General features: G+C 34.5%; 24 protein-coding genes, 2 tRNA genes and 1 pseudogene. 13 read left to right on the top strand and 14 right to left on the bottom strand.

Annotated elements, in window-relative coordinates:
* Positions 1-120: 120 nt before the first annotated feature.
* Positions 121-1,116 carry an IS110 family transposase gene (locus AAC084_RS13795; protein ID WP_219958316.1) on the bottom strand — a complete coding sequence of 332 codons (996 nt, stop codon included), beginning with the start codon at positions 1,114-1,116 and terminating at the stop codon, positions 121-123.
* A gap of 459 nt (positions 1,117-1,575) precedes the next feature.
* On the opposite strand from AAC084_RS13795, the gene AAC084_RS13790 reads away from it, so the two are divergent.
* Positions 1,576-1,956 carry a BfmA/BtgA family mobilization protein gene (locus tag AAC084_RS13790; RefSeq protein WP_339840791.1) on the top strand — a complete coding sequence of 127 codons (381 nt, stop codon included), beginning with the start codon at positions 1,576-1,578 and terminating at the stop codon, positions 1,954-1,956.
* Positions 1,957-1,967: 11 nt separating this feature from the next.
* Positions 1,968-2,270: pseudogene (locus AAC084_RS13785) on the top strand (DUF5712 family protein); the annotation flags it as partial.
* A gap of 12 nt (positions 2,271-2,282) precedes the next feature.
* On the opposite strand, the gene AAC084_RS13780 reads toward AAC084_RS13785, so the two are convergent.
* The 3 genes from AAC084_RS13780 to AAC084_RS13770 all read right to left on the bottom strand — a co-directional run bounded on the left by AAC084_RS13780 (position 2,283) and on the right by AAC084_RS13770 (position 3,995).
* A complete protein-coding gene (locus AAC084_RS13780) occupies positions 2,283-3,506 on the bottom strand; it encodes a site-specific integrase (protein WP_339840790.1) in 1,224 nt (407 codons plus the stop codon).
* Between the two features lie 244 nt (positions 3,507-3,750).
* Positions 3,751-3,823 (bottom strand) — tRNA-Lys (locus tag AAC084_RS13775).
* 96 nt (positions 3,824-3,919) lie between these two features.
* Positions 3,920-3,995 (bottom strand) — tRNA-Lys (locus tag AAC084_RS13770).
* 130 nt (positions 3,996-4,125) lie between these two features.
* Between AAC084_RS13770 and AAC084_RS13765 the strand changes: the two genes are divergently transcribed.
* Positions 4,126-4,650, top strand: coding sequence for a shikimate kinase (locus AAC084_RS13765; RefSeq protein ID WP_339840789.1), 525 nt, complete (start codon positions 4,126-4,128; stop codon positions 4,648-4,650).
* Here the strand turns inward: AAC084_RS13765 and AAC084_RS13760 are convergent.
* Positions 4,642-5,139, bottom strand: a complete 498-nt coding sequence (locus tag AAC084_RS13760) for a phosphoribosyltransferase family protein (protein WP_339840788.1) — start codon at positions 5,137-5,139, stop codon at positions 4,642-4,644. The two genes, AAC084_RS13765 and AAC084_RS13760, sit on opposite strands and share 9 nt — an antisense overlap.
* A 48-nt stretch (positions 5,140-5,187) precedes the next feature.
* Positions 5,188-5,613 carry a S4 domain-containing protein gene (locus AAC084_RS13755; protein WP_339840787.1) on the bottom strand — a complete coding sequence of 142 codons (426 nt, stop codon included), beginning with the start codon at positions 5,611-5,613 and terminating at the stop codon, positions 5,188-5,190.
* A 77-nt stretch (positions 5,614-5,690) separates the two neighbouring features.
* Between AAC084_RS13755 and AAC084_RS13750 the strand changes: the two genes are divergently transcribed.
* Positions 5,691-6,647 (top strand): FKBP-type peptidyl-prolyl cis-trans isomerase, encoded by a 957-nt coding sequence (locus tag AAC084_RS13750; protein ID WP_339840786.1) that lies wholly within the window; start codon positions 5,691-5,693, stop codon positions 6,645-6,647.
* 70 nt (positions 6,648-6,717) lie between these two features.
* Here the strand turns inward: AAC084_RS13750 and AAC084_RS13745 are convergent, their stop codons facing one another.
* Positions 6,718-7,308 carry a porin family protein gene (locus AAC084_RS13745; protein ID WP_339840785.1) on the bottom strand — a complete coding sequence of 197 codons (591 nt, stop codon included), beginning with the start codon at positions 7,306-7,308 and terminating at the stop codon, positions 6,718-6,720.
* A 238-nt stretch (positions 7,309-7,546) separates the two neighbouring features.
* Here AAC084_RS13745 and tgt point away from each other — a divergent pair, with 238 nt between their 5' ends.
* From tgt to AAC084_RS13715, 6 genes are all read left to right on the top strand, one after another.
* Positions 7,547-8,677, top strand: coding sequence for a tRNA guanosine(34) transglycosylase Tgt (tgt, locus tag AAC084_RS13740; RefSeq protein WP_339840784.1), 1,131 nt, complete (start codon positions 7,547-7,549; stop codon positions 8,675-8,677).
* Entirely contained in the window at positions 8,677-9,759 is a 1,083-nt protein-coding gene (locus AAC084_RS13735) for an LptF/LptG family permease (protein WP_339840783.1), read from the top strand. The genes tgt and AAC084_RS13735 overlap by 1 nt, the downstream gene beginning before the upstream one ends.
* On the top strand, positions 9,746-10,645 hold the full coding sequence (locus tag AAC084_RS13730; protein WP_339840782.1) for a DMT family transporter: 900 nt from the start codon (positions 9,746-9,748) through the stop codon (positions 10,643-10,645). Before AAC084_RS13735 ends, AAC084_RS13730 begins: the two co-directional genes overlap by 14 nt.
* Positions 10,646-10,694: 49 nt before the next feature.
* On the top strand, positions 10,695-11,648 hold the full coding sequence (locus AAC084_RS13725) for an acetyl-CoA carboxylase carboxyltransferase subunit alpha (protein WP_339840781.1): 954 nt from the start codon (positions 10,695-10,697) through the stop codon (positions 11,646-11,648).
* Between the two features lie 165 nt (positions 11,649-11,813).
* Positions 11,814-13,364, top strand: coding sequence for a replicative DNA helicase (gene dnaB, locus AAC084_RS13720; RefSeq protein ID WP_339840780.1), 1,551 nt, complete (start codon positions 11,814-11,816; stop codon positions 13,362-13,364).
* Between the two features lie 173 nt (positions 13,365-13,537).
* Positions 13,538-14,800 (top strand): asparagine synthetase B, encoded by a 1,263-nt coding sequence (locus AAC084_RS13715; RefSeq protein ID WP_339840779.1) that lies wholly within the window; start codon positions 13,538-13,540, stop codon positions 14,798-14,800.
* 117 nt (positions 14,801-14,917) lie between these two features.
* On the opposite strand, the gene AAC084_RS13710 is transcribed toward AAC084_RS13715, so the two are convergent.
* Both AAC084_RS13710 and AAC084_RS13705 read right to left on the bottom strand, forming a co-directional pair.
* Positions 14,918-16,285: a hypothetical protein gene (locus AAC084_RS13710; RefSeq protein WP_339840778.1), complete on the bottom strand. Its 1,368-nt coding sequence runs from the start codon at positions 16,283-16,285 to the stop codon at positions 14,918-14,920.
* 20 nt (positions 16,286-16,305) lie between these two features.
* Positions 16,306-18,723: a TonB-dependent receptor gene (locus AAC084_RS13705; protein WP_339840777.1), complete on the bottom strand. Its 2,418-nt coding sequence runs from the start codon at positions 18,721-18,723 to the stop codon at positions 16,306-16,308.
* Between the two features lie 189 nt (positions 18,724-18,912).
* On the opposite strand from AAC084_RS13705, the gene AAC084_RS13700 reads away from it, so the two are divergent.
* Positions 18,913-19,842 (top strand): AraC family transcriptional regulator, encoded by a 930-nt coding sequence (locus tag AAC084_RS13700; RefSeq protein WP_339840776.1) that lies wholly within the window; start codon positions 18,913-18,915, stop codon positions 19,840-19,842.
* A 74-nt stretch (positions 19,843-19,916) separates the two neighbouring features.
* Here the strand turns inward: AAC084_RS13700 and AAC084_RS13695 are convergent, their stop codons facing one another.
* Positions 19,917-20,711: an HAD family hydrolase gene (locus AAC084_RS13695; protein ID WP_339840775.1), complete on the bottom strand. Its 795-nt coding sequence runs from the start codon at positions 20,709-20,711 to the stop codon at positions 19,917-19,919.
* A 92-nt stretch (positions 20,712-20,803) separates the two neighbouring features.
* On the opposite strand from AAC084_RS13695, the gene AAC084_RS13690 reads away from it, so the two are divergent.
* Together AAC084_RS13690 and AAC084_RS13685 are read left to right on the top strand one after the other, a co-directional pair.
* The gene (locus AAC084_RS13690) at positions 20,804-21,226 is read left to right on the top strand and encodes a secondary thiamine-phosphate synthase enzyme YjbQ (protein ID WP_339840774.1); all 423 of its coding nucleotides are present in this window, start codon (positions 20,804-20,806) and stop codon (positions 21,224-21,226) included.
* A 41-nt stretch (positions 21,227-21,267) separates the two neighbouring features.
* Positions 21,268-21,546, top strand: coding sequence for an EF-hand domain-containing protein (locus AAC084_RS13685; RefSeq protein ID WP_339840773.1), 279 nt, complete (start codon positions 21,268-21,270; stop codon positions 21,544-21,546).
* Positions 21,547-21,581: 35 nt separating this feature from the next.
* Here AAC084_RS13685 and rplT read toward each other — a convergent pair whose 3' ends face one another.
* The 4 genes from rplT to thrS form a co-directional block, all read right to left on the bottom strand.
* Entirely contained in the window at positions 21,582-21,926 is a 345-nt protein-coding gene (gene rplT, locus AAC084_RS13680) for a 50S ribosomal protein L20 (RefSeq protein WP_091623188.1), read from the bottom strand.
* A gap of 90 nt (positions 21,927-22,016) precedes the next feature.
* Positions 22,017-22,214, bottom strand: coding sequence for a 50S ribosomal protein L35 (rpmI, locus tag AAC084_RS13675; RefSeq protein WP_027064530.1), 198 nt, complete (start codon positions 22,212-22,214; stop codon positions 22,017-22,019).
* A gap of 109 nt (positions 22,215-22,323) precedes the next feature.
* Positions 22,324-22,875: a translation initiation factor IF-3 gene (infC, locus tag AAC084_RS13670; protein WP_262494142.1), complete on the bottom strand. Its 552-nt coding sequence runs from the start codon at positions 22,873-22,875 to the stop codon at positions 22,324-22,326.
* A gap of 29 nt (positions 22,876-22,904) precedes the next feature.
* Positions 22,905-24,851: a threonine--tRNA ligase gene (gene thrS / locus AAC084_RS13665; RefSeq protein WP_339840772.1), complete on the bottom strand. Its 1,947-nt coding sequence runs from the start codon at positions 24,849-24,851 to the stop codon at positions 22,905-22,907.
* Positions 24,852-25,569: the final 718 nt, after the last annotated feature.

Below are 25,569 nucleotides of genomic sequence, written 5' to 3'. Positions count from 1 at the left end.
AAATTCATTTCCTTGAAATGGCAATTGGCTTTTTAGCCAGATTGTATGAAATTTTTGTTCGCCTGTAGCGAACGAAAAGGGGGATTTCCATGTTAAAACCAAGAAAAAATGGCAAAAGTTTCAAGCTATATTTTTGACATAAGGTTGCTGCCTTTTAATGACGGCGCATACCCTATGCACAAGCTTGTTCCTAACGTTGTTAACGATGAGCATTTTATTTTTTCCTTCTTCAACTTTTCTGAGAAAATATGCTCTGATATCGGGATCATGATTGATAGCCGCCAAGGCACTCATATGCAAGTGTTTTTTAAGCGTTCTGTTAGCCATAGGATGTATTCTGGATTTTCTATGGATACTCGACCCAGAGGTATATTCAAAAGGCACTACACCGCTGTAGCAAGCCAGTTGTTTCGGGTTGTCATAGCGCGTAAAGAAGTTTGTGAATACGGTAAGGTGAAGTGCGGTAATCTGACCAATACCAGTTACCGAAGTCACCAAGCCAACCGTTTTGTTAAGTTTGTCGTCAGAAAGAATCAGTTTTTTAATTTCAGCTTCAATACGTTTGATTTCATCCTCAAGGTTTTTGTTGATCCTTTTCAGGTTTTTCCTGGCAAGTTTCCCAATTTCGGGAGAGAAACGCTCAAGTTCATTGGGATATTTATTGATGTCAGCTCTAGTGTTGACGAGCTTTTTTCTAATCTTAAGCAGAATTTTCATTTTTTCAAGAACTTCAGCTATAGGTTTATAAAGTTCCAGTTCTCGGTAATTTTTGGATGCATAAAAGGCTATTCTTTTAGCATCAACTCTATCGTTTTTACCTCGGTGAAGACCAATGCTCTTGGTGATCTTTATAGGCATCTCAACGCAAAAGTGCGCTTGTTTTTCAACGAGCTTGGTAATAATAAGCTTTCCGTACACCCCAGTATGTTCCATGCATATCAGCGTGTTGTCCAAAGAAATTTTCTGATTTTTAAGAAGTCTAATAAAGGCGTTAGTCCCCTTTTTGGTATTTTCAAACACATAAGAGGCAGTCCTGTCATTTTCGATGATAGCGACGTCAAAGAACTTTTTCGATATGTCAATACCGATAAAGTAGCAAAAGTTTTGTCTGTTCATAATAGATAAGATTTTAGATAAATGACCAGTATCCAGATAACCATCGAACCCCTGATAATAGGTCTAAAAACCTGAATTTCCATCTGATGCCGGTCCGGAGATAACTGACAAGGGCTTTTATCAAATAAAGTATAAGCCCGAAGCTTTGAATAGCGTATAATTCGCCCCTATCAGTTTGGTCACAGTTTATTATTATGGGGAGTATTCCCCGATAGAAAGTTAACAATTACAGAAACTCACTAACATATAAATAATCCCTAAATAAAGCGTGTTCGCTAAACTAAGGGGGGAATAGCAAGAGGGTAACACGCTGCGCGATGTTAAGAATTCCTTTTCGTTTTCAAAACGCTGATATTCAGCTACTTGAAAATTATTTAATTTCTTGACCTTCAGCAATTTGCGACAAACGCCTTGTAAACGCCTGTTTTTAGGGAAGAATTTGCGACAAATTGGCGAAATATGGACTCATTTATTGGAATTAGATTTAAGAAGGAGACTGCAAAACGTTTCCAAACATTCTCCCGCACTTACTTTAAATCGCATACCGAGGCAATGGCAACGATGCTCGATTTTTTCTTCTACAACGAAATTTCACCAAAGGAAAAATTAGGTCCTACAGGGCGAACTATTGAAGCTAAACTTTTAAAAAGAATCAACGCTGTTATTGCCATTATGAGGGATGTGGAAAAGACACAAACCAAACCTACGGTAGCAATGATTCAATCACTTTTTGAAACAGAAGAGCCAAGGAAAAAACCGATGTTGATAGAAAAAAAATACACTAAAGAAAACAAAGAAGTACGTTTTGTAGAGAAGCAAAAACGAAGTAATCAACTATAAATTTTTGAGCTATGTACATTACAATTACACCTCAAAAAATAGGTGGTAACTATAGTCAAAGTTCAGGGGATTTTGTAGGCTATTTGGAGAAAGAAAATCAAGGTTTGGAACAACAGGATATGGAACACTTTTTTAATCAATTTGGCGACGAAATTTCTGCGGAGGAAGTGGTTAAAGAAATCGATGGAAACACTGCAAAATTAAAAAAGAAAGAACCTAAATTTTATTCGATCACGGTCAGTCCTTCAAAATATGAATTACGCAAACTTCAAAACAATAGTCAAGATTTGAAACAGTACACTCGTGAATTGATGTAATTATTATGACTAATTCAATTTATATCTTAAATTCATCATGTCTTCACTTACCTTTTTTTCAATTACTCTAGCGTAAATTTGGGTTGTAGCCATTTTGGTATGACCTAATAGCTTAGAAACCGTTTCAATCGGTACACCATTGCTCAATGTAACTGTTGTAGCAAAGGTGTGTCTTGCCATATGAAATGTCAAGTTCTTTTCTATATTACAGAGATCTGCAATCTCTTTTAAATAGCTGTTCATTTTCTGGTTGGATATCGTTGGTAATAGTTTGCCATTAAATTGTGTACGAGGGTGTTTTTGGTATTTATTGATTATTAGTTCAGCATCTGGAAGTATTGGTATTTTAAAAGGACTGCCGGTTTTGTTTCTATTTGCCATTAACCATTGATTGCCATCGATTCCTATAACAACACATTTTTTGGTTAACTCCATAATGTCTCCATAGGATATCCCTGTATAACAGCTAAAGATGAACAAATCTTTAACAAGAGATAGTCTTTCAATTGAAGTCGTTAAGTTTTCTATTTTTTGGAGTTCTATTTCTGTTAAAAATTCCCGTTCTCTTTTTTCTAACTTTGGCTTGAATTTTACGAAGGGATCCCGTTCTATCCATTCCATGTGAAATGCAAGCGTAACCATTCTCCTGAGACGCTGAATGTGTTTCATTACAGCGTTATTGCCTATTTTCCCTTGATAGTGTCTAGGTTGATAAGAACGCAGAAAGCTTTCCAGTCCTAAAACAAATTGGTAGTCAAGATCTTGGAGGAATATATTATCGTTTTTGTATTCAATCGATACGTATTCCAGTATGTATTTCTGACTAGTCTCGTAATGACGTAAAGTTTTAGGTGCAAGTTTGCCGCCCATTTTATCGTTATGGTATTTAAAAATATCCTTCAATGAACGTACTCTTTTATCTTCGCCCAAAAATCTTGCTTTGATCAGTTGGGCCGTTAGTACTTTATCTTCGCGCTCTAAATCTCGATAGCATTGAACAATTCCTGACTTTACATCATCTAAAAGTAAGTTGATGGTCCTTGCTTGATTGCTGTTACCCTTGATCCGTTGTCGTTTCGAATCCCAAGAGGAGATATCTGCTTTTTGGTTAATGCTTAGATTAACCTTCTTTCCGTTTACCGTTATACGGACATAAATGTTTGATAAATTGTTTTTGTCAGCTCTTTGGCTGTAAACCCAAAAGAGCACTGAAAATGTTGTAGAAGATCGCATAGTTGTCGTCTTAATTGTTAAACAATAATTGAGACGAAAGTCAAATCAACAATACAAGTACTTTTTATTTTCTGAGGTCAATATATGAAAGTGTTGACACTTATGTTGACGATTTTAAAAAATGTTGACTAATTGTGAACTTTTAAAACCATATCATATCATATTATATGACATCCCAAAAATAAAAAAACCTTGCTAATCTTATGATTAGCAAGGTTTTGGTCTCGGATGGTCTCCGATTAAGTGACCTGGCCGGGGCTCGAACCCGGGACCCTCTCCTTAAAAGGGAGATGCTCTACCAACTGAGCTACCAGGTCAAAAAGATAAAGAACTTATGCGTACTCTGTTAAAATAAATCAGCTCACATGTTTAAATAAAAAAGCCTCTTTTTTTTGGAAGAGGCAATTATTTATTGGTGACCTGGCCGGGGCTCGAACCCGGGACCCTCTCCTTAAAAGGGAGATGCTCTACCAACTGAGCTACCAGGTCAAAAGCATATTCAGAAATAATTCCCTCAATGCGGGTGCAAATATAAGTCGATTACTTTATTTACCAAACCCTTTTTAAGATAAATTTTTTTTTTTTTGAAATCCCTTAATTTTAGTCCAATTTTGTACAAATGAAAGATGTGAAAATAGTATTGCTTGGTTATATGGGTAGTGGCAAAACTACCGTAGGTAGAATAGTTGCTAACCATTTGAATATTAAATTTTTAGATTTAGATGCGTACATAGAACAAAGAGAGGACATGTCTGTGTCATCAATTTTTAAAGAGAAGGGTGAAATCTATTTTAGAAAAAAAGAAATAGAATATCTAATAGAAATTTTCTTGAATGAAAGCAGTTTTGTGCTTTCACTTGGTGGAGGTACTCCATGTTTTGGAGATAATATGAATGTGATAAATGAAAAAACCGCAAATTCATTTTATTTAAATGTGGGTATTTCTGAGCTTAAGGAGCGTTTAGTAAAAGAAAAAAATCATAGGCCTATGATTTCACATTTGCAGGACAATGAACTAACTGAGTTTATAGGTAAGCATTTATTCGAAAGAAGTTTCTTTTATAATAAAGCACATCAAAAAGTAAAAAGTGATAACAATTCACCAACTGAAATAGCTGAGGTGATTATTAATTCATTAGTCTAAAAAGACTCTATCATTTTTAGTTTCAAAACGTACGTTTACATGTTCTTGTAAAGAAGTGGATAAAGAAATTCCTTTGTAATCAGCTTTTACCGGGTACTTTTTATGATTTCTATTAACTAAGACGGCAGTTTTAAGTTGCTTTAAAGGAGTTTTAAGAAAATGATGAACACCATAGATAAGCGTTGTTCCTGAATTTAAAACATCATCTACAATTACCACCGATTTATTAATGAACTCATCTTCTGGTATAGAGGTTGAAACACCACTTTTTAATGGATTGGTTTTATCCATTGATAATTTACACAAGGTAATTTTTGCACTAGTTATTTTTTTAAGCTTAGCGGCTATTTTTTTTGCAAATTCTAATCCACCACCAACAATACCTGCAATTATTATTTCTTCTTCTGAAACATTTGCCTCATAGATTTGATAGGCTATGCGTTCTATCTTATGCTGAATTTGTACGTGTGAAAGTATGGTCTGTTCCATGTGTTTTTGTTAAACCAATAAAGATAGTTATGTTTTTAAAAGTTTAGCTTATTCCTCTTCTTTAATGTTTTTATTCGTTGATGAGGTGTCTGTTGCTTTATTTTCAGTAGGGGTCTCTAAATAGTCGTCGATATCACGCCTATCTTTTTTGGTAGGCCTGCCAATTCCTTTTTTACGGTAATAATCTTTAGAATATTGTAGAAGTTCGTTATGCTCAAATGCTTCTTTGGGTGTGGTATCTTTTCGATAAATGTCTACTAATTTAGCTCCTACACGATTAGGGGGTATATCAAGAACAGTGAATGTATAATCTATCTGATTTTTACGAAGAATCACTTTATCCATAGGATAAACCTCTCTGCTTGGTTTAACGGTTTGGTCATTAATTTTCGCATGACCTTTTTTGCAAGCGGTAGTAGCTATGTTTCGTGTCTTAAAATAACGTGTGCTCCACAAGAATTTATCTATCCGCATTACGAGTATATTTCTTTGTTAACTTCTAAACAAAAATAGGGGAAAATTGTATCTTGCGCGCTTAAAATAGATTTTTGATGAAATTGAAATATGCCTATTTATTAATAGCTGGACTAATAATTATAAGTTCTTGCAAGAAGGATGATGATTCAATTGGTGAAGTTGTACCTCCGCGGTTATTAAGTGAAGTTGCTGTTGAAGATGATGATGAAATTGTAGAATTTCTAAAAACACATTTTTATAATAAGGATGAGTTTGATGTTCCACCAGTAGATTTTGATTTTAAAATTAGGTTTGATACCATCGCAGGTGATAACAGTGGTAAACAATCAATATTCAATAGTCCGAATTTAATTACTCAAACTATTTCGGTTAATTCTGAAAATTTAGGAAGAGACGATGGTGAGGTTATTGATCATAAACTATATACGTTAGTGGTAAGACAAGGTATTGAAGAGGGAAAACCAACTATTGGTGATTTTTCTCTTTTGAGATATGAAGGGTCGTTATTAGATGGTACTTTGTTTGATGCATCAACCAACCAACCAATACGTTTTAACCTTTCTTCTGTAGTTAGAGGGTTTGGTAATGGAATGACGAATTTTCAAACCGGAATGGGCCCTATTGATAATGGTGATGGTACGGTAAGTTTTGAAGGTTATGGCATTGGGGCTATATTTATGCCTGCAGGTCTAGCATATTTTGATAGTTCACCGAATTCATCTGTTTCTTCATATTCACCTTTAGTATTTAAAGTTGATGCATTTTCATATGAGGCTGATTCAGATTTTGATGGTGATGGTATTCCTTCCATTCTAGAAGATTTGAATGGGAATGGAAACCTGAACGATGATAATTCTGATGATGAAACAGAACCATTCGGAGTGTTTCTTGCAAACTTTAATGATACCGATGATGACAACGATGGTATTTTAACTATTGATGAGATTGAGCTAGATGCTGATGGCAATTTCGTTGGGTTTTTAGATACTGATGGTGACGGTACGCCTGATCATCTTGATAACGATTTATAGATTAGAAATTATAAAGCATAAAAAACCTCTTAATAATTCTTAAGAGGTTTTTTGTTTTGTGAATGTTAGTTTATAGGGCTAATGACAGACTTAAGATAAGTTGGTCTGGCCTTGTGTCAATTCTACTAGGGCCAAGATTTGTAACGTTTGTATTTACAAATGAAGCTTCGTTATCACTAAAGCCTCTTTCATAACGTAAATCGATTCCCAATTTACCAAGACTTACTCCGGCGCCAATATTCATGCCAACAGAAAAATCATTTTCAACATCATCAATGGTAACTCCATCAAACTCCGTATCTAAAATGTACTGAAATGCTGGTCCTGCAAAAACATGTAAAGGTCCTATTACATTAATACCTAATAGTACTGGTACATCTAATTTACTCATATCAAAATCTGCTCCATCGTAGTCAGACTTTGTTTTTGTATAAACTAGCTCTGGTCTCACATATATTTTTGAGACCCCAAATTTTCCAAATACGCCTAAATGGTATCCTACATTACGATCAGGGTTTTTGGCTGCATCACCTGCAGATTCAAAATAATCTCCGTTAGCGTTATAATTCAATCCTCCTTTAACACCAAATCCTGAATCGCTCTGCGCTATACTATACAGCCCTGAGAGTGCCATAAAGGCTACTAAAATTGTTTTCTTCATATCTGTTTTATTTAAAGTAGAACATATAGTAAATAGAATACTACCTGTTTCTTTTCTCGTTATACCATCAAAACGTAGGTGAAGTGCCTTTATTGTTTAAGATAGCATTTGGGTTAATCTTCAGTTTATTGAGCCATAAATAAGATAGATAAGGTTTAAGAACTTCATTAACATCTTTGGTTTTTATTAAGTTTTTCCCACAGGCAGTTCATTATATTTGCAATTAGATTTAGAAAATTTGAAGTTTACATTACACAAAACCGACGCACAATCAAAAGCTAGAGCTGGCACCGTGATTACTGATCACGGAGTTATTGAGACGCCAATTTTTATGCCTGTGGGCACTGTAGCCTCTGTTAAAGGAGTACATCAGAAAGAATTGAAAGAAGAAATTAATCCAGATGTTATTCTTGGTAATACCTATCATTTATTTCTTCGGCCAAAAACCGAGATATTAAGAAAAGCTGGCGGTCTGCATAAATTTATGGGCTGGGACCGAAACATTTTAACTGATAGTGGTGGTTATCAAGTGTATTCTTTATCAGCGAATAGAAAAATAAAAGAGGAAGGGGTAAAATTCAAGTCGCATATTGATGGATCAATGCATTTGTTCACGCCAGAGAATGTAATGGAAATACAGCGCGTAATAGGTGCTGATATTATAATGGCATTTGACGAATGTACACCTTACCCATGTGATTATAATTATGCTAAACGGTCAATGAAAATGACACATAGGTGGCTTGATCGTTGTATTAATCATCTAGAAAAGACTCCTTTTGTATATGATTATGAACAGACTTTTTTTCCTATCGTACAAGGGTCTACCTATAAAGATTTAAGAAGACAATCGGCAGAATATATTGCAAATGCCGGTGCAGAAGGTAATGCCATAGGCGGACTATCAGTTGGTGAACCGGCCGAGGAAATGTATGGTATGACCGAAGTCGTATGTGAGATTTTACCAGAAGACAAACCAAGATATCTAATGGGTGTAGGTACTCCTATTAATATATTAGAAAATATAGCCTTAGGTATTGATATGTTCGATTGTGTAATGCCTACCAGAAACGCAAGAAACGGTATGTTGTTTACGGCGCATGGTACAATCAATATCAAGAACAAGAAGTGGGAAGATGATTTTTCTCAGTTAGATGAAATGGGAACTACTTTTGTAGATCGCGAATATTCTAAAGCGTATTTAAGACATTTGTTTGCTGCCAATGAATATTTGGGTAAACAAATTGCTACAATTCATAACTTAGGGTTTTACATGTGGCTTGTTCGTGAAGCACGAGAACATATTCTTGCTGGCGATTTTAGGCAATGGAAAGATATCATGGTTAAACAAATGGATAAAAGGCTATAATGCTTTCAATAATAGATAAGTACATATTAAAACGGTATCTAGCGACATTTTCGTTAATGCTTTTGTTATTCATACCCATAGGTATTATGGTGAATTTGGCAGAGCAAATCGGTAAGATGATTGATAACGAGGCACCGTTAAATGAAATAGTAATGTATTATGTGAATTTTACGATTTACATTGGCAACCTGTTATTTCCTATTTTTCTATTCTTATCTGTAATATTCTTTACCTCTAAATTGGCCAATAACACCGAGATTGTTGCAATTTTGAGCTCAGGTGTTTCCTACGGACGATTTTTAAGACCTTATATTATCGGAGCAACGTTGATTGCTGTTTTAATGTTTTTCATGACTATGTTTATTGTGCCCAACGCAAGTGTAGGTTTCAATGAATTCAAGTACAAATACTTAAAGAAAGGAAAGCAAGACCGGGTTACTAATAATATTTTCAATCAATTAAATGAAAACGATTTCATTTATGTGAGCAGTTTTGATCCTGCACGACAATTGGGCCATAATTTTACTTTTGAACGGTTCGATGAGAACAATGAATTGGACTTTAAAATGTCTGCAGCAAATATTCGTTGGGTAGAGAAAGATTCTAATTACAGATTAACTTCTTATAAGAAACGAAAGATTATTGGTGATACTGCAATTCTAGAAAGTAAAAGAAGGTTAGATACTATTTTTGCCTTTGATATAGGAGACTTAACACCTGTTTCGTACGTAGCTGAAACAAAGAACCTTTTTGAATTGGATACCTTTATTAAAGACCAGAAAAGAAAAGGAGCTTCTAATATTAACACCTATATTTTAGTAAAATATAAGCGATGGGCGTTGCCATTAACTGCATTTATTTTAACCATTATAGCAGTGTCTGTTTCTTCCGTAAAGCGAAGAGGTGGAATGGGAGCAAACTTGGCCTTTGGTATTTTAATTGCTTTTATATTTATTTTCTTTGATAAGGTATTTGGTGTTTTGGCCGAGCAATCTGGTTTTTCACCATTGCTTGCGGTAATTATACCTAATATCGTTTTTGGATGTTTAGCATTTTATCTACTTCAAAATGCAAAAAGATAGAATACTCAATTTACTGCACTTACATTTTATAGTATTTATTTGGGGCTTTACAGCTATTTTAGGAAAGCTGATTACCATAGATTCACTTCCATTAGTTTGGATTAGAATGGGTTTGGCTACAGTATTCATTTCTCTATATATATACTTTGCGAAATTTAGTTTAAAAGTCTCTAAAAAAACCTTTTTATGGCTTTTGGGCGGTGGTATTGTAGTCGCATTACATTGGGTTACGTTTTTCTTAGCTATTAAGGTGTCAACAGTATCCGTGGCGTTGGCGATGATGTCTACAGGTGCATTCTTTACAGCATTGATGGAACCATTTTGGTATGGTCGCAAAATAATAGGTTATGAAATTCTGTTCGGTTTATTGGTTGTTGCAGGTCTATATTTAATTTTTAAAGTAGAAACCCAATATGTTTTTGGTATGGTCATAGCATTAATATCAGCATTTTTAGCAGCTGTATTTTCTTTGATTAATGGTAAGCTAGTTCAAAACCATAGACCGTCAATTATATCTTTTTATGAATTAGGAGTAGGTGTGATTTTTTTATCGATAGTTTTAATTATAAAAGGTGATTGGAATATGTCTTTGATCACACTGACTAATATGGACTGGGTTTACCTACTCATTCTCGCTGTTATTTGTACAGCCTACGCATTTATTGCATCTGTGAAAATTATGCGTGTATTGACTCCATACACCGTTATGCTTACGACCAATTTAGAACCTGTTTACGGTATACTACTAGCGTGGTTTATATTTGGATCAGAAGAAAAAATGAAACCCATGTTTTATGTGGGAGCCTTGATTATACTTTCTACTGTTATTGCAAACGGTATTTTAAAACAAAGGTCAAATATTAAAAAAAGGGTACCCAAGATTTAGGTATTAAAGTTTTATCTTTGGCCTGCAACTAACGAAACTTTATTGAAATATGGAATATTTGGATTTTGAACTTCCAATCAAAGAATTGGAAGAGCAATTAGACAAGTGCATGATTATTGGTGAGGAAAGTGATGTAGACGTTACGGAAACCTGTAAGCAAATAGAGAAAAAACTTGCTGATACCAGAAAGGATATCTATAAAAATCTTACAGCTTGGCAGCGTGTACAGCTATCAAGACACCCAAATAGACCTTATACCCTAGATTATATAAAAGCTATTTGTGGAGATACTTTCTTAGAACTACATGGTGACCGTACGGTTAAAGATGATAAAGCCATGATTGGTGGTTTGGGTAAGATTAATGATCAGAGTTATATGTTCATTGGTCAGCAAAAAGGATATAATACCAAAACGAGACAGTATCGGAATTTCGGTATGGCTAACCCAGAAGGGTATAGAAAGGCTTTACGATTGATGAAATCAGCTGAAAAATTTCAGGTGCCTGTAGTTTGTTTAATTGATACACCAGGTGCATACCCAGGTATTGAAGCTGAAGAACGTGGACAAGGTGAAGCTATAGCTAGAAACATTTTGGAAATGACTCGTCTTAAAGTGCCGATTATTGTTGTAATAATTGGTGAAGGTGCCTCAGGAGGTGCATTGGGCATAGGTGTAGGTGATAAGGTGCTAATGTTAGAGAATACATGGTACTCCGTTATATCTCCTGAATCTTGTTCATCTATTTTATGGAGAAGCTGGGAGTTTAAAGAAAAAGCTGCTGAGGCTCTTAAATTGACGGCTACGGATATGAAAAAGTTAAAACTTATCGATGAAATCGTTCGTGAGCCCGCAGGAGGCGCTCACGCAAACCGAGAAAAGACTTTTGAAATCGTTAAAAATAAAATTGTATCTCATTTTGAGGATTTGGAAAAGTTATCACCAAAACAATTGGTAAATCAACGTATGGAAAAGTATGCCCAAATGGGTGTTTTCAACGGTTAATCTGCATTTCAGGCAATTTTAAAATATACCGAGGATTTTATTCCTCGGTTTTTTTATGTTATCAACAGAAAATTGTAATTTATTAACAAGTAACTTTAGTCAACTGTGAACATCGTAACCGTTGTTTTTGAGGTTAACTAGTGGTTAATTGTATACTTTAGTACTATGGAGAACACGAAACCTTTTGTCGGTCGAAAGATTGATAAATCTAATATTATAAACCTTGAGAGAGGAAAAATACCACCACAAGCAATTGATTTAGAGGAGGTTGTGTTGGGTGCGATGATGATAGATAAGAAAGGTGTAGATGAGGTAATCGATATTTTACATCCAGATGTTTTTTATAAGGATGCTCATAGGTTTATTTACGAAGCCATTTTTATTCTATTTGAAGAATCGCAACCCGTTGATTTATTAACCGTTTCGTCACAATTAAAGAAAGTTGGTAAATTAGAGGTTAGTGGAGGTGATTTTTATTTAATAAAACTTACCCAAAAAGTAGCTTCATCTGCCCATATTGAGTTTCATGCGCGTATCATATTACAGAAATATATTCAACGTAGTCTAATCAAGATTTCCGGTGAAATTATTGAGGAAGCATATGACGAAGCTACAGATGTATTTGATTTGTTAGATGCTGCTGAAGCTAAATTGTATGATGTAACACAGGGTAATTTAAAACGTTCGGCAGAAACAGCTCAAGATTTGGTAATACAAGCCAAAAAGCGAATTGAAGAAATTGCCGGTAAAGAAGGTATGAGTGGTATACCATCCGGATTTGATAAGGTAGATAAACTTACATCAGGTTGGCAACCAAGTGATTTAATTATTGTTGCTGCTCGTCCAGGTATGGGTAAAACAGCATTAACCTTATCTATGGCCAGAAACATGGCTGTAAATTCGAATATTCCTGTGGCATTCTTCTCATTAGAGATGTCATCAGTTCAATTGATTACAAGACTAATTTCTTCGGAAACAGGATTGTCTTCTGAGAAATTAAGAACTGGTAAACTAGAGAAACATGAATGGGAACAATTGAACGTTAAGGTGAAATCTTTAGAGAAGGCTCCTTTATTCATCGATGATACGCCATCACTTTCTATTTTCGATTTACGTGCAAAAGCAAGACGACTTGCCTCACAACACGGTATTAAAATGATAATGATTGATTATTTGCAGTTAATGACAGCTGGTGGTAGTCAAAAAGGAGGGAATAGGGAACAGGAAATTTCTACAATTTCAAGGAACTTAAAGGCCTTGGCAAAAGAATTAAGTGTGCCCGTAATTGCCTTATCACAACTTTCGCGTGCGGTTGAAACTCGTGGTGGCAGTAAACGACCAATTCTTTCGGATTTGAGGGAATCTGGAGCAATTGAACAAGATGCTGATATTGTATCTTTTATTTATAGACCTGAATATTATAAGATTGAAGAGTGGGATGATGAAGAACGTACACCAACTCAAGGTCAAGCAGAATTTATTGTTGCAAAACATAGAAATGGTGGTTTAGAGAATATACGTTTGAAGTTTATCGGTAATCAAGGTAAGTTCGATAACTTGGACGATTTTGATTCTCCATTCGAATTTCAGTCTAAAATGAACGCCAATGAAGAAAACCCTTTTGCTACTAAGAATTTACCGAGTGCGGATGATGCCTTTGGTAGTAGTATGAATAATAGTCCAGATTTAGAAGAGGATAATGATGTCCCTTTCTAAAGTATAAATTAATGTTATTTCATAAATAGTCTCCTTTTAGGAGACTATTTTGTTTTTATTAAACCCTTACTTGATTGAACACGTTAATCACTTTACAATAGCTTTAACGATGACTAAAATATCTCGACAAAGTTTTTACTATATCTTTGGATTGATGATTTGAAAAATATCATATGTCTAAAATTATAACATTCCTTTTCTTCATTTTAATTTCAATGCAAAATTTTGCATCTTCTATTCTGATTCCAATGGATTCAGACACGCAAAAAAACCATTTAAAAGCGTACGGAATTACATATTGGGTTTTGGCAAAACAACAAAAAGTTCAATGGTTGCTCAATTATCGTGGCGGCTCATTTTTATTACCTGACGGAGAAAGTATTAGAAAAGAATGCCAAATTAGAGGGGTTAGTTTTGAGATTTTATCAGATGCTCAAGCTAATGGAATCTTAGATGAGATTAGTAGCCCGTCTAAAAATCAAGATGCGGTAATTCTTGAGAAAGCACCGAGAATTGCCGTGTATTCTCCAAAAGATAAGCAACCTTGGGATGATGCCGTTACTATGGCACTGACATATGCGGAAATTCCATATACAACGATTTATGATGAAGAGGTCTTGGGAGATAAATTAGCTTTATATGATTGGTTGCATTTACATCATGAGGATTTTACGGGTCAGTATGGTAAATTTTATGGAGCTTATAGAGCAACACCTTGGTATATTGAAGGAAAAAAGAATGCGGAAAAATTAGCCAAAAAATTAGGGTATGATAAAGTATCTGAGGAGAAAAGGGAAGTAGCACTCAAAATCAGGAATTATGTGATTGGTGGAGGATTTATGTTTGCTATGTGTTCAGCAACAGATAGTTTTGATATTGCTTTGGCAGCTGATGGGGTAGATATTGTAGAACCAATGTTCGATGGTGATGCCTCTGACCCAAATTACCAAGCGAGGTTAGATTATGGAAAAACTTTCGCTTTTACAGATTTTGTTTTAGAAAGAAACCCTTTGAAATATGAGTTTTCTTCTATCGATATGACATCTAAAAGAGGAAATGTGGCAAAAGAATCTGATTACTTTTCTTTAATGGATTTTTCTGCTAAATGGGACCCTGTGCCAACCATGCTATGTCAGAATCACACTTCTTTAGTAAAAGGATTCATGGGTCAGACAACTGCTTTTGCAAGGTCGGAAATTAAACCTACGGTGTTGATTTTAGGAGAGAATAAAATAAACGAAGAAGCTCGTTATATACATGGTATAAAAGGAAAAGGATTTTTCACCTTTTATGGTGGTCATGATCCAGAAGATTATCAGCATAGAGTAGGGGACCCAAAAACAGAACTAGAGTTACATCCTACTTCACCAGGTTATCGTTTAATACTAAATAACGTGTTATTTCCTGCAGCTAGAAAAAAGAAACAAAAGACTTAATAGAAAATTTAAAATTCATTTAAATAAAAAAACGTTGTCAAGACTTTAGTCTTGACAACGTTTTTTTTAAAATACTTGCTTCTCTATTAAACAATTTAAGAAGTGCTTTTTAGAGGTTTAAAATACTCCAATAAAGTGACTTCCAGCAACGTTTACTAATTCAGCACCTTTAGTAACTTCACCTGTTTCAGTTTCTACAACGTAAATGTTTCCGTTTTGTCCAACAGCACCTTGAGTAAGGTAAATTTCTGTGCCGTTAACTACAAAACCTTGGTATTGGAATAAGTAGAAATCTGCATCGTAAGGAATAGCGTTAATTTTTACCGCTGTTTTAGCATTTAAATCTGCCAATGCGAAAAAACCTTGAGCTCCTGCTACACCTTCTGCAGAACCATCATGACGATAAGCAATAATAGCTTTTCCGTTTGCAGCTGGTCTCCAAGCTAGAATATATGCACCTTCTATACCTAAAGCATCGTCTAAATTAAAATCGTATGTATCATCATACTCGTTGTCAGCATCAATCTTTAAGATATATGAACCTTCTGGGTCACTTTGATTTGCTTGATAAACACTTCCATTGTATTCGAATGAATTAATACTACGGTATCCGTTTGTATTTCCGTGCCCTAAAGTAGAAGTAATTACAGATGGGTTTAATAAAGAAGGATAGTCTAACACAATTGTTTTAGAACCTAGAATCTCATAATCACTAGCGCTTTCTGCAGTAGCGGGATCAACCTTACTTAGACGTGCACCAATATATAATTTATTTCCAGCAGCATTTAAAGTAGGCATATCTATTCTTGAAATATAATAACCGTTTGCCTCTTCTTCTGCACTTAAAGCAACACTATGCTCTTGAAATTCCTTAATTGAAGAATTCACTAAATCTAAGGTCACTACACCAATAGTAGCTTCTGTACGTGTATAATTATCATTCTCATCAAATTCATTTTCTGTTGATACGTATACCGCAGCACCTGTTTGGTCGCCATCAAATAATTTTATCCATCTTGGAGCGGTACCTACATACGGGGCAATACTTACTTCTGAACCTGATGGTGTAAAAGTTTGTCCGCCTTCAACAGTATATTTTGTGTAGTTACCACCCGTATCTCCTGCGTAGCTAATATTAAAAATAGTGCTGCCATCTTCAGAAGATTGTAGTCTAGCTGTTCTGTTAGAAGGTGCTATAAACCCATTTTCAAAAGGTTCTATAGATACCGTGGGATCTTTAGCATCATTACTAGTAACAGAATAAATTAATGTTCCTCCGTTTCCATCACCAGGGTTATCTCCCATTTTAGCTCCAGCAACGGTAATCCATCTTGGCTCTTCAGTTTCCGGTTCTTCAGTATCTGGCTCTTCTGTATCTGGTTCTGGTGTAACAACTGTATCATCTTCACTGCTACAAGCGGTCATTAGACCTACTGTTAGTATAATTGCAGCAAAAGTTTTAAGATTTAGAAAAATTCGTTTCATTTTTAGTATTATTTAAAAGATTAAAATTTATTAATTGTATAATTCAGTTTTAGGTAAAAGGCTCTTCCTGGTTTTTGTACAGAAAGGTTATCGTATACGGGTTCGTCAAATATATTCTTGATGTCAAAACTCATCACAAACTTATTGTTTGGGAAGGTGTAGCTAAGTCCAAAATCTTGCGATAATTGTTGGGGTACTTCAAAAAACTCATTCCCTACAGTATTTGTTCCTTGTGAGGTTAAGAATGAAAATTCATCAGTGAAATAAACATTGTAGAAAAGGTTTAATTGTGATTTCTTCTGAACCAAATCTTTAAACGAGTAGCGCAAACCGCCATTCATGGTAAAGAATGGTGTATTGGGAACATCTATTTCTATTCCCTGATTTACAATTTTTAAATCGAAACGAGACACATTAAAGTTGAGTCCAAAATTGTTATTGTATGAGTAGTTCAATTGGGCATCTATTCCTTTAGATGTACCACTACCTTGATTTACATATACTATTAATTCATCATCAACATTCAGAGATGTTTCAATAGGTAAACCTATTCTATCTTTAATATTTCTAGTGAAAAGGTTGGTTGAAATGGTAAAATCATGCTTTTTGATGTTGAAACTCCCAAACCTGAACCCTAAATTATAGTTGTTACTGCTTTCCGGATTAATACTTGAATTTGCTACTACGTTATCCCCATCATTACCAAAGACCTCTGTTTCGTTTGGTAATCGTATGGCTTTTTCTGCAGAGGTTAAAAGTGTTATGTTAGGAATAATTGCATAAGATGCGGCAAAGCCATATCCGTTATAGTTTTTATTACTACTAACAACTTCATCGACTATCACGTCGTTACCATTGGTGTCAGACTCTATTGCGGGGTCAACACTTACTGTTTTTTGCTGGTAATGTTTTCCAAATAAACTTGCTTTTAGCTTATCTTCAAAAGCGGTTAATTCATAGGTTACGGCGTATATATTTTTATGCAAATCTCTTGTTCCTTGAAATGTATTTTCCAATACAGATCTTAAAGCATCACTATCTTCCCTGTCAATTCCACTATAAACATGGTTAACTAATACTTTATGATAATCATTTATTTCATAAGAAACTCCGGTTCTAATGGATGCTACTTTTCTTTTTATTTTAGCTAGGGTAGGACCTCCTTCTTGTTGTGATCTCCAAGTATACTGATATTCATTTCCTCTGAAATCAATAGCTCTTTCCCCGTTCCAACTGTATGCCCAAGAAACGGTATCGTTAACAGCACGATTTCTTTTACCATATAAACCGTTTACATTAACATCTAAACCTTTGGTGAAAAGGTCTTTCTTTTGATAGTTTAAGCTTCCCAACAAGGCATCAGATTCTAAGAATCTATCCTTATAAGGGGTAATGGTCATAAAAGCTCCGTGTTGAACCTCTTTATAATCGTCAGAACCAGTAATGCCAATGAAAAATTGATCTGCCCATTTTACATCAGTATAACCAATCTGTGCCATTCCACCTGTAGACCTATAGGCGTCATTAAACCTTCTAGCTGTTACCGGTGTTTGTACTCCTCCTAAACCGGTAACCACAACACTTCTACCAGATACTTTATAGTCATTATCAGAATAGTTATGAAAAAGAGAAGCTTTTACAGTAATGCCAGATTCCTTAAACCGGTACAAGCCATTAATACTGGTTTGTAAAGTGTTGAATGATCCGTAAGAAACCGAGGCATTGAAATTAGTTTTAGCATCTTTATGAAGGACAATGTTTATAGCACCACCTAAAGCATCATCTGCCAAATGCCCTGGTACAACACCTTTGTATACTTCAATTTGTTTGATCATTGAAGGAGGAATGCTGTTTAGATTAAATGAATTACCATATGTAGAGATAGGAATTCCATCAATAAATATGCGTACCGAGTTTCCGGATAACCCATTTAAACTATAACTAACATCAGAACCTAAACCTCCATTCTGTCTAATTTTTACACCAGCTGTAGTGTTTAATAATTCGTTGGTTTGAATATTTCGGAGACTAGCTTCCTCTGTTTTAATGGCATTTACGGCAAAACCAACAGTTTCAAGTTCAGTTTGCTTAGACTTACCATTGACCATTACTTCATCTAGGTTTTCTATGTTTTCTACTAACGCATAGTTAATTTTAATTTCTATGGTGTTTTCGTTGATTTCAACGGTTTTTGAGTGTGTAGCGTAACCAACAAACGAAACCACTACTTTATGTTTTCCTTTAGGAACTTTGTTAATAGTAAAAACCCCATTATCATCTGTAAGTACCCCAAGCTTTAAGCTATCTATCACTACACTTGCAAATGGTAAGGGTTTTCCAGAATTATCATTTACTGCACCCGATATTGTGGTGAAAATCTCTTGTCCTTGAATAGATAAGCATAGTAAAATAAGTGTGGCAGTAAAGATGTTTTTCATTTGATATAAAAAAGCGGCTAATCTTTATTAAGATTTAGTCTAAATAAATTAGTTTTGCAAATCTAAAGCAGGATTGAAAAGCCAAGTACCGAGAAAGGAATTTAAACATACGCAAAAGGAAGTATTGATTTGCGATAGGTAAAGCATATGAATAAGGGGGTATTACGGAAAGAAATACGGGTAAATGAATTGTTTGAAAATGGTTTTATAGATAACTCCGTTCAATTCAATGAAGTAGAAGTAACAACAAAGGATAACAATTCTTTTATAAGAGGAGCAGACTTTTCTAATATCAAGTTAATCCATCAATTTGATTCTGATATTTGTGTAACCAGCGATGAGCATTTAATAAAACTTCATTTTTCTCTTGAAGGAACTTATTGTTATCAGCCACTAAGGCATATAAAATATTTGGTTCAGATTCCAGAAAATCACTGTAATATGTTTTATTACCCAACAACAGAGGGAAAGGATATTTTTTTCAAGGGAAATGCTAAATTATTCGAAATATATGTTAAGCCTATCTTACTAAAAAACCTTTTAGGTGTCGAATTTGAAAACTCTTTTAGGAAATTAAAAGAGGCTATTTCAAACTCTAATTCTTTTGTATTATGGGATAAAAGTAAGTTTATCCCCCCTCATATTCGTAGTAAAATAAATGAGATTATACAGTGCCCATATAAGGGAGAAATAAGAAAAACATATTTAGAAAGTAAATTGACGGTCTTGATGATAGATTTTCTTTTGGGGAGACAAACATCAAAGCTTTCAAAGAGCAATGTAAAATTGCTGAATTCTGATTATTTGGCACTGGTAAAAGTAGAGGCTTATATCAGAACCCATTTAAAGGAACCTCTTAAAATATTAGATTTAGCCGAAATTGCCGGATTTAATGCTACGAAACTAAAAAGAGATTTCAAGAAGGTATATGGCATGCCTGTTTTTAAATACATCACTGCTTTGAGAATGGAGCTTGCTAAAAGTTTAATTATCCAAGATGGGGCATCTATAGCTCAGGCTGCCTTCGAAGTTGGTTATGCAAATCCACAGCATTTTACTACAGCTTTCAAAAGAACAATGGGGTATTTACCAAGTGAATTAAAACCGGCTATTCAGTAAGTGCTATTTCTGATTTAGGAATACTACCTATGTATATTATTTTTTAAACAAAAAGGCTGTGGTTAGTTTTGATGCTATTTGATAAGTAATTTTAAAATGTGTTCTACACCGTTTTCATCATTACTTAACGTGGTATATTTAGCTACTTTTTTTACATTAGGATGCGCATTTTCCATAGCGAAACCAAAATCTGATAATGCCAACATTTCAAGGTCATTATTATAATCACCAAAAACCATTACTTCATCTGATTTAAGGTTATAGGTTGTCATAAGTTTATTTAGAGCATACCCTTTATGTGCATTCATATTTGATATGTCTAACCAATTCTCACCAGATACTTTCACCTTTAAACTGTCTTCAAATTTCTTTACAAAAGGATAGATATATTTCTCGGAGCTTTCAAAATGATAAATGGCAATTTTAATAACCTCGGAATCAAAATCAGATAAGCTTTCTAAAATTTCAAATTCAGTATAGTACTCAGCTAATTTTTCAACAAATTTATCAGACTTGTTGGTTAAGTAAGCTTTATGTTTTCCGCACAGAACTGGATGAATATTTGGAATTTCATTTAGAGTTTTTAGTATTTTCTTTACATGATGCGTTTCAAGAGGTGTAGCCAAAAGTTCAGTTTCCTGTTTCATTGCAAAACCTCCATTCTCTGCAATAACAATGATGTCGTCTTTAATTGGGTATAATTTGTCAATAATACTATTATATTGTCTACCACTTGCTGCAACAAACAGAATGCCTTTATATTTCAAGTCTTCAAATAATTCAAAGAAGTGGTTACTTACTTCATGATTGGAGTTTAATAAAGTTCCATCCATATCCGTTACTACCATTTTAATCTTCGATAAATCCATACAATTTTAATTTATCGGTAAAGATATTTCAATGATGTTTAGTAATGTGAAGAATACGTAAAGTTTTATCTTTATTTAATACTATTCAAAAAATGAAGTTATATCAAAACGAGATTAAGTTGCCATCATATAAAAGAGGGTACCATATTATTACAGAACAAGTTTTAAGCTGTTTACCTAAGATTAAAGAGATAAATATGGGGTTCTTACAAGTGTTTATTAAGCATACCTCTGCTAGTTTAACAATCAATGAGAATGCAGATCCTACTGTGAGGGAAGATTTCGAGTCTCATATTAATATCATGGTTCCAGAAAATGTACCTTACTATAAGCATGACTATGAAGGGTCTGATGACATGCCAGCTCATATTAAAGCATCTTTAATGGGAGCTTCAGTCCAAATACCGATTAGTAACGGTAGATTGAATATGGGTATTTGGCAGGGTATTTACCTTTGTGAACATAGAAATTTTGCTTCAGGTAGAAACTTGGTATTGACTGTATGGGGAATTTGAAATTTATACTTAAATTGAGTTGACAGAAGAATCTAAAACGTATGACGACAGAAGAATCTATTTTAAATAAAATACAAATACTAATTACCAATCATTTTGAGACACCGCAAAAAGCATTTGATTTTTTCGATGAGGACCATAATCAAAAGCTAACAAAATCTGAAATAGTTAAGCTTTTAAAAGAAGCAGAAATTAGTAGGTTTATAAGAGGAATAGTCTCTTCTAAGTTAATAGAAGGGTACGATAAAAATGGTGACGAACTTATTGATTGGGAAGAGTTTAAAATGGCAATAGCAAAAATAAAAAAATCCGATTCATAAGAATCGGATTTCTAACAAGTGAGATTGTTATTGATTTATTTTACCTGATCTACAACTGCCTTAAAGGCATCTGGATGATTCATCGCTAAATCTGCAAGAACTTTTCTGTTAAGTTCTATATTTTCAGCTTTTACTTTACCCATAAATTGTGAGTAGGACATTCCGTGTTGTCTGGCACCTGCATTAATACGGGTAATCCATAAAGAACGGAAAGTTCTTTTCTTGTTTCTACGGTCTCTATAAGCATATAACATTGCTTTTTCAACCGCGTTTTTGGCTACTGTCCAAACGTTTTTACGTCTTCCAAAGTAACCTTTGGCTTGCTTCATCACCTTTTTTCTTCTGGCTCTAGAAGCTACTGCATTTACTGATCTTGGCATTTTTTTCTAATTTTTTGTAGTAGGCGTCCTATTTAAGGAACTTTTTTGGCCTAACTCCATGGTTAATAATTTTACCTTTTAAAGAGTGGGTTACTTTAAACGTAACTGTTCTTTAATACTGTTAACATCCGCTTGATGAACTAAACCATCATGTGTTAACTTAAGCTTACGCTTTTTAGACTTTTTAGTCAAAATATGACTCTTAAAAGCGTGCTTTCTTTTGATTTTACCAGTTCCGGTAAGCTTAAATCGCTTTTTGGCGCTGGATTTTGTTTTCTGTTTAGGCATTTTCCTAATTTATTTAATTATCTCACTTTGCATGCTAAACGCTACCTATAAAAATAGGCAGCGTTTAGTATTTTATATATCGAATCGGTCGCTGAATGAAACTGAAACGTTATTTCCCTTTTGTTTTAGGCGCAATGAACATAGTCATACGTTTTCCTTCTAACTTAGGCATTTGTTCTACTTTTCCTAGTTCTTCCAATTCAGAAGCTAATTTTAATAATAAAATTTCTCCTTGATCTTTATAAACTATTGATCGTCCTTTGAAAAATACATATGCTTTTAATTTCGCTCCTTCTTGAAGGAACTTTTCAGCATGTTTCTTTTTAAAATCATAATCATGATCATCGGTATTAGGCCCAAACCTAATTTCCTTGACTACAACTTTGGAAGCTTTCGCTTTCATAGCCTTGTCCCTTTTCTTCTGCTCGTATAAAAACTTTTTATACTCCATTATTTTACAAACAGGAGGGTCAGCCTTTGGGGAAATTTCCACCAAATCCAAACCTAATTCTTCTGCTTTCTCAAGAGCCTGAGGAAAAGGATATACACCTACTTCTACATTGTCACCTACCAACCTAACATTTGGGGCCGTTATCTTTTCATTGATATTGTGGGGATTCTTATTTTCCCTTCTAGGTTGTGGTCTGAATCTTTTACGTATTGCTATGACTTAATATTTTATGTTAAACTTTATTCTTTGAACGACTTTAAGGTACTATTTATTTCTTTGTTAACCAAGTCTGTAAACATTGTAACGCTTATAGCTCCTAAATCTTCACCTCCATGTTTACGGACAGAAATGGTGTTAGCAACTACATCGCTTTCCCCTACGATTAGCATGAACGGTATTTTGCTCATTTCTGCTTCACGTATTTTTTTACCTATAGTCTCGCTTCTACTATCGATAAGGGCGCGAATTTCGTTATTTTCTAGGGATTTTAAAACTTTTTCAGCATATTTTTCATGTTTCTCACTAACAGGAAGAATTATGGCTTGCTCTGGGGTTAACCATAATGGGAAATTACCACCTGTGTGTTCTAATAATAAGGCTATAAATCGTTCCATGCTTCCAAAAGGAGCACGGTGTATCATTACAGGTCTATGTAGTTCATTATCACTACCTTTATATGTTAAATCAAAGCGTTCAGGTAGGTTATAATCTACTTGTATTGTGCCTAGTTGCCATTGTCTTCCAAGGGCGTCTTTTACCATGAAATCTAACTTAGGGCCATAAAATGCGGCTTCTCCACTTTCTATTACGTAATCTAAACCTTTTTCCTCTGCGGCATTAATGATGGCTTGCTCTGCTTTTTCCCAATTCTCTACACTACCTATATATTTGTCTGGATTCTCTAAATCACGAACAGAAACTTGCGCGGTAAAATTATCGAAACCTAAAGAGCTTAATACATATAGTGAAAGGTCAATTACATTTTTAAATTCCTCGTCCAATTGATCCGGGGTGCAAAATATGTGGGCATCATCTTGTGTGAAACCTCGTACTCTGGTCAATCCATGTAATTCGCCACTTTGCTCATATCGATATACTGTTCCAAATTCTGCAAAGCGCTTAGGTAATTCACGGTAGCTAAATGGTTTTGCGTTATAAATTTCACAGTGATGAGGGCAATTCATAGGCTTTAATAAAAACTCCTCGCCTTCTTTTGGTGTATGTATAGGTTGAAAGCTATCAGCGCCATATTTTTCATAATGTCCAGAAGTCACGTAAAGTTCTTTCTGTCCAATATGAGGGGTTATTACCATTTCATAACCAGCTTTCTTTTGTGCTTTTTTAAGAAATTGTTCTAAGCGTTCTCTAAGGGCTGCTCCTTTAGGTAGCCATAAGGGTAAACCTTGACCAACTTTTTGTGAAAACGTAAAGAGTTCCAATTCCTTACCAAGTTTTCTATGATCGCGTTTTTTTGCTTCTTCTAATAATTCAAGATACTCTGTTAGCTCTTTTTGTTTTGGAAATGAAATACCATAAATACGGGTTAGTTGTGCATTTTTTTCATCGCCTCTCCAGTAAGCACCTGCAACACTAAGTATTTTTATAGCCTTAACGATTCCGGTATTCGGTATATGTCCACCACGGCATAAATCAGTAAAAGTATCATGGTCGCAAAATGTTATGGTGCCATCTTCAAGGTTCTCAATCAATTCTACCTTATATTGATTACCTTGGTCTTTATAAAACTTTAGGGCATCAGCTTTAGATACATCTCTTAACTTATAATCATGTTTGCCTCTGGCGATTTCTATTGCTTTCTTTTCTATCGCTGGAAAATCTTTATCAGAAATTGAGCCATCTGGCAATTCAACATCATAATAGAAACCAGAATCTATTGCAGGACCTATAGTAAGTTTTACACCTGGATAAAGTTCTTCTATAGCCTGGGCTACAATATGAGAAGTAGAGTGCCAAAAAGCTGTTTTGCCTTCTTTGTCATTCCATGTATAAAGAATCAAACTACCATCGGTTTCTAAAGGAGTTACTGTCTCAACAATGGTTTTGTTGAATTTTGCTGAAATTATATTGCGGGCTAGGCCTTCGCTAATGCTTTTCGCAACCTCTATTGGTGTTGTTCCTTTTTCAAATTCTTTAATAGAACCATCGGGTAATGTAATGTTGATCATATTTTGTAAATCTTATCGGGTGACAAAGATACTATGTTGAATTCATGTCCGCAATAGTATAGTGTTATGTTTTGGTCTTTCGTAGTAGGTAGAAAAGTCTTCAGGATTACTATTGGTAATAGTATACAACATAAGGTAGTGGCAACTTATTAAGTTAAACAGTTTTTTAATCCTTATATACGTGGGTAATGAGATTTATATTTCTTTATCATTGGAGGTCATTGAGGTTAAGTGATTATATGGAATTAAGTGGTAACAGTATAATAGTTTGCAGGGGCTTGTTTCTCCCTTTTCAATTCTAAATCTATGAAGTTTGTTTATATTTTTGATAGTGATACATTTATTACTTGCCATATGCATGTTCATGAATTTAGATTGGAGGTTATTTTCAGAAAGACTCATTAATATATAAGGTGTTTTGGTAAAGTAGTGTTCCTTTGATAAGTGTATAGGATGCTTATTTCTTTTCTTAAACGTTCGGTGATATCGGCAAATACCTGAAAATAGGGGTATTACCGTTGTTTCGGTGTTTTAGTAGTGTGTAAGTATTTGATTTTCAATAACATGGTTATTTATTGTATTTTTTCCGATTATTTTCCGGTCGTAAATAAGTGTAAATGAGGGTTGTATGGGATGGGGTATAAAAACTAATGTTTTTTTTAAAAAAAGTCTTGTGGTTTTGGAAATAGGGTGTACATTTGCACCCCGCAAACGAGGA

Origin of the sequence: uncultured Maribacter sp., assembly GCF_963977385.1 — a bacterium.
Taxonomy (GTDB): domain Bacteria; phylum Bacteroidota; class Bacteroidia; order Flavobacteriales; family Flavobacteriaceae; genus Maribacter.
Note: the sequence above shows the minus strand (reverse complement) of the source record. Positions and strands in the feature narration are given on the sequence as shown.

Excerpts from the sequence above, each read along its gene's own strand:
- AAC084_RS13705 (WP_339840777.1), bottom strand. The coding sequence starts at position 18,723 with ATGAAAAACATCTTTACTGCCACACTTATTTTACTATGCTTATCTATT.
- AAC084_RS13790 (WP_339840791.1), top strand. The coding sequence starts at position 1,576 with ATGGACTCATTTATTGGAATTAGATTTAAGAAGGAGACTGCAAAACGT.
- AAC084_RS13745 (WP_339840785.1), bottom strand. The coding sequence starts at position 7,308 with ATGAAGAAAACAATTTTAGTAGCCTTTATGGCACTCTCAGGGCTGTAT.
- AAC084_RS13710 (WP_339840778.1), bottom strand. The coding sequence starts at position 16,285 with ATGAAACGAATTTTTCTAAATCTTAAAACTTTTGCTGCAATTATACTA.
- rpmI (WP_027064530.1), bottom strand. The coding sequence starts at position 22,214 with ATGCCTAAACAGAAAACAAAATCCAGCGCCAAAAAGCGATTTAAGCTT.
- AAC084_RS13735 (WP_339840783.1), top strand. The coding sequence starts at position 8,677 with ATGCTTTCAATAATAGATAAGTACATATTAAAACGGTATCTAGCGACA.
- AAC084_RS13750 (WP_339840786.1), top strand. The coding sequence starts at position 5,691 with ATGAAATTGAAATATGCCTATTTATTAATAGCTGGACTAATAATTATA.
- AAC084_RS13755 (WP_339840787.1), bottom strand. The coding sequence starts at position 5,613 with ATGCGGATAGATAAATTCTTGTGGAGCACACGTTATTTTAAGACACGA.
- AAC084_RS13760 (WP_339840788.1), bottom strand. The coding sequence starts at position 5,139 with ATGGAACAGACCATACTTTCACACGTACAAATTCAGCATAAGATAGAA.
- AAC084_RS13685 (WP_339840773.1), top strand. The coding sequence starts at position 21,268 with ATGACGACAGAAGAATCTATTTTAAATAAAATACAAATACTAATTACC.
- AAC084_RS13765 (WP_339840789.1), top strand. The coding sequence starts at position 4,126 with ATGAAAGATGTGAAAATAGTATTGCTTGGTTATATGGGTAGTGGCAAA.
- AAC084_RS13795 (WP_219958316.1), bottom strand. The coding sequence starts at position 1,116 with ATGAACAGACAAAACTTTTGCTACTTTATCGGTATTGACATATCGAAA.
- AAC084_RS13690 (WP_339840774.1), top strand. The coding sequence starts at position 20,804 with ATGAAGTTATATCAAAACGAGATTAAGTTGCCATCATATAAAAGAGGG.
- AAC084_RS13780 (WP_339840790.1), bottom strand. The coding sequence starts at position 3,506 with ATGCGATCTTCTACAACATTTTCAGTGCTCTTTTGGGTTTACAGCCAA.
- AAC084_RS13715 (WP_339840779.1), top strand. The coding sequence starts at position 13,538 with ATGTCTAAAATTATAACATTCCTTTTCTTCATTTTAATTTCAATGCAA.
- AAC084_RS13730 (WP_339840782.1), top strand. The coding sequence starts at position 9,746 with ATGCAAAAAGATAGAATACTCAATTTACTGCACTTACATTTTATAGTA.
- rplT (WP_091623188.1), bottom strand. The coding sequence starts at position 21,926 with ATGCCAAGATCAGTAAATGCAGTAGCTTCTAGAGCCAGAAGAAAAAAG.
- dnaB (WP_339840780.1), top strand. The coding sequence starts at position 11,814 with ATGGAGAACACGAAACCTTTTGTCGGTCGAAAGATTGATAAATCTAAT.
- AAC084_RS13725 (WP_339840781.1), top strand. The coding sequence starts at position 10,695 with ATGGAATATTTGGATTTTGAACTTCCAATCAAAGAATTGGAAGAGCAA.
- AAC084_RS13695 (WP_339840775.1), bottom strand. The coding sequence starts at position 20,711 with ATGGATTTATCGAAGATTAAAATGGTAGTAACGGATATGGATGGAACT.
- thrS (WP_339840772.1), bottom strand. The coding sequence starts at position 24,851 with ATGATCAACATTACATTACCCGATGGTTCTATTAAAGAATTTGAAAAA.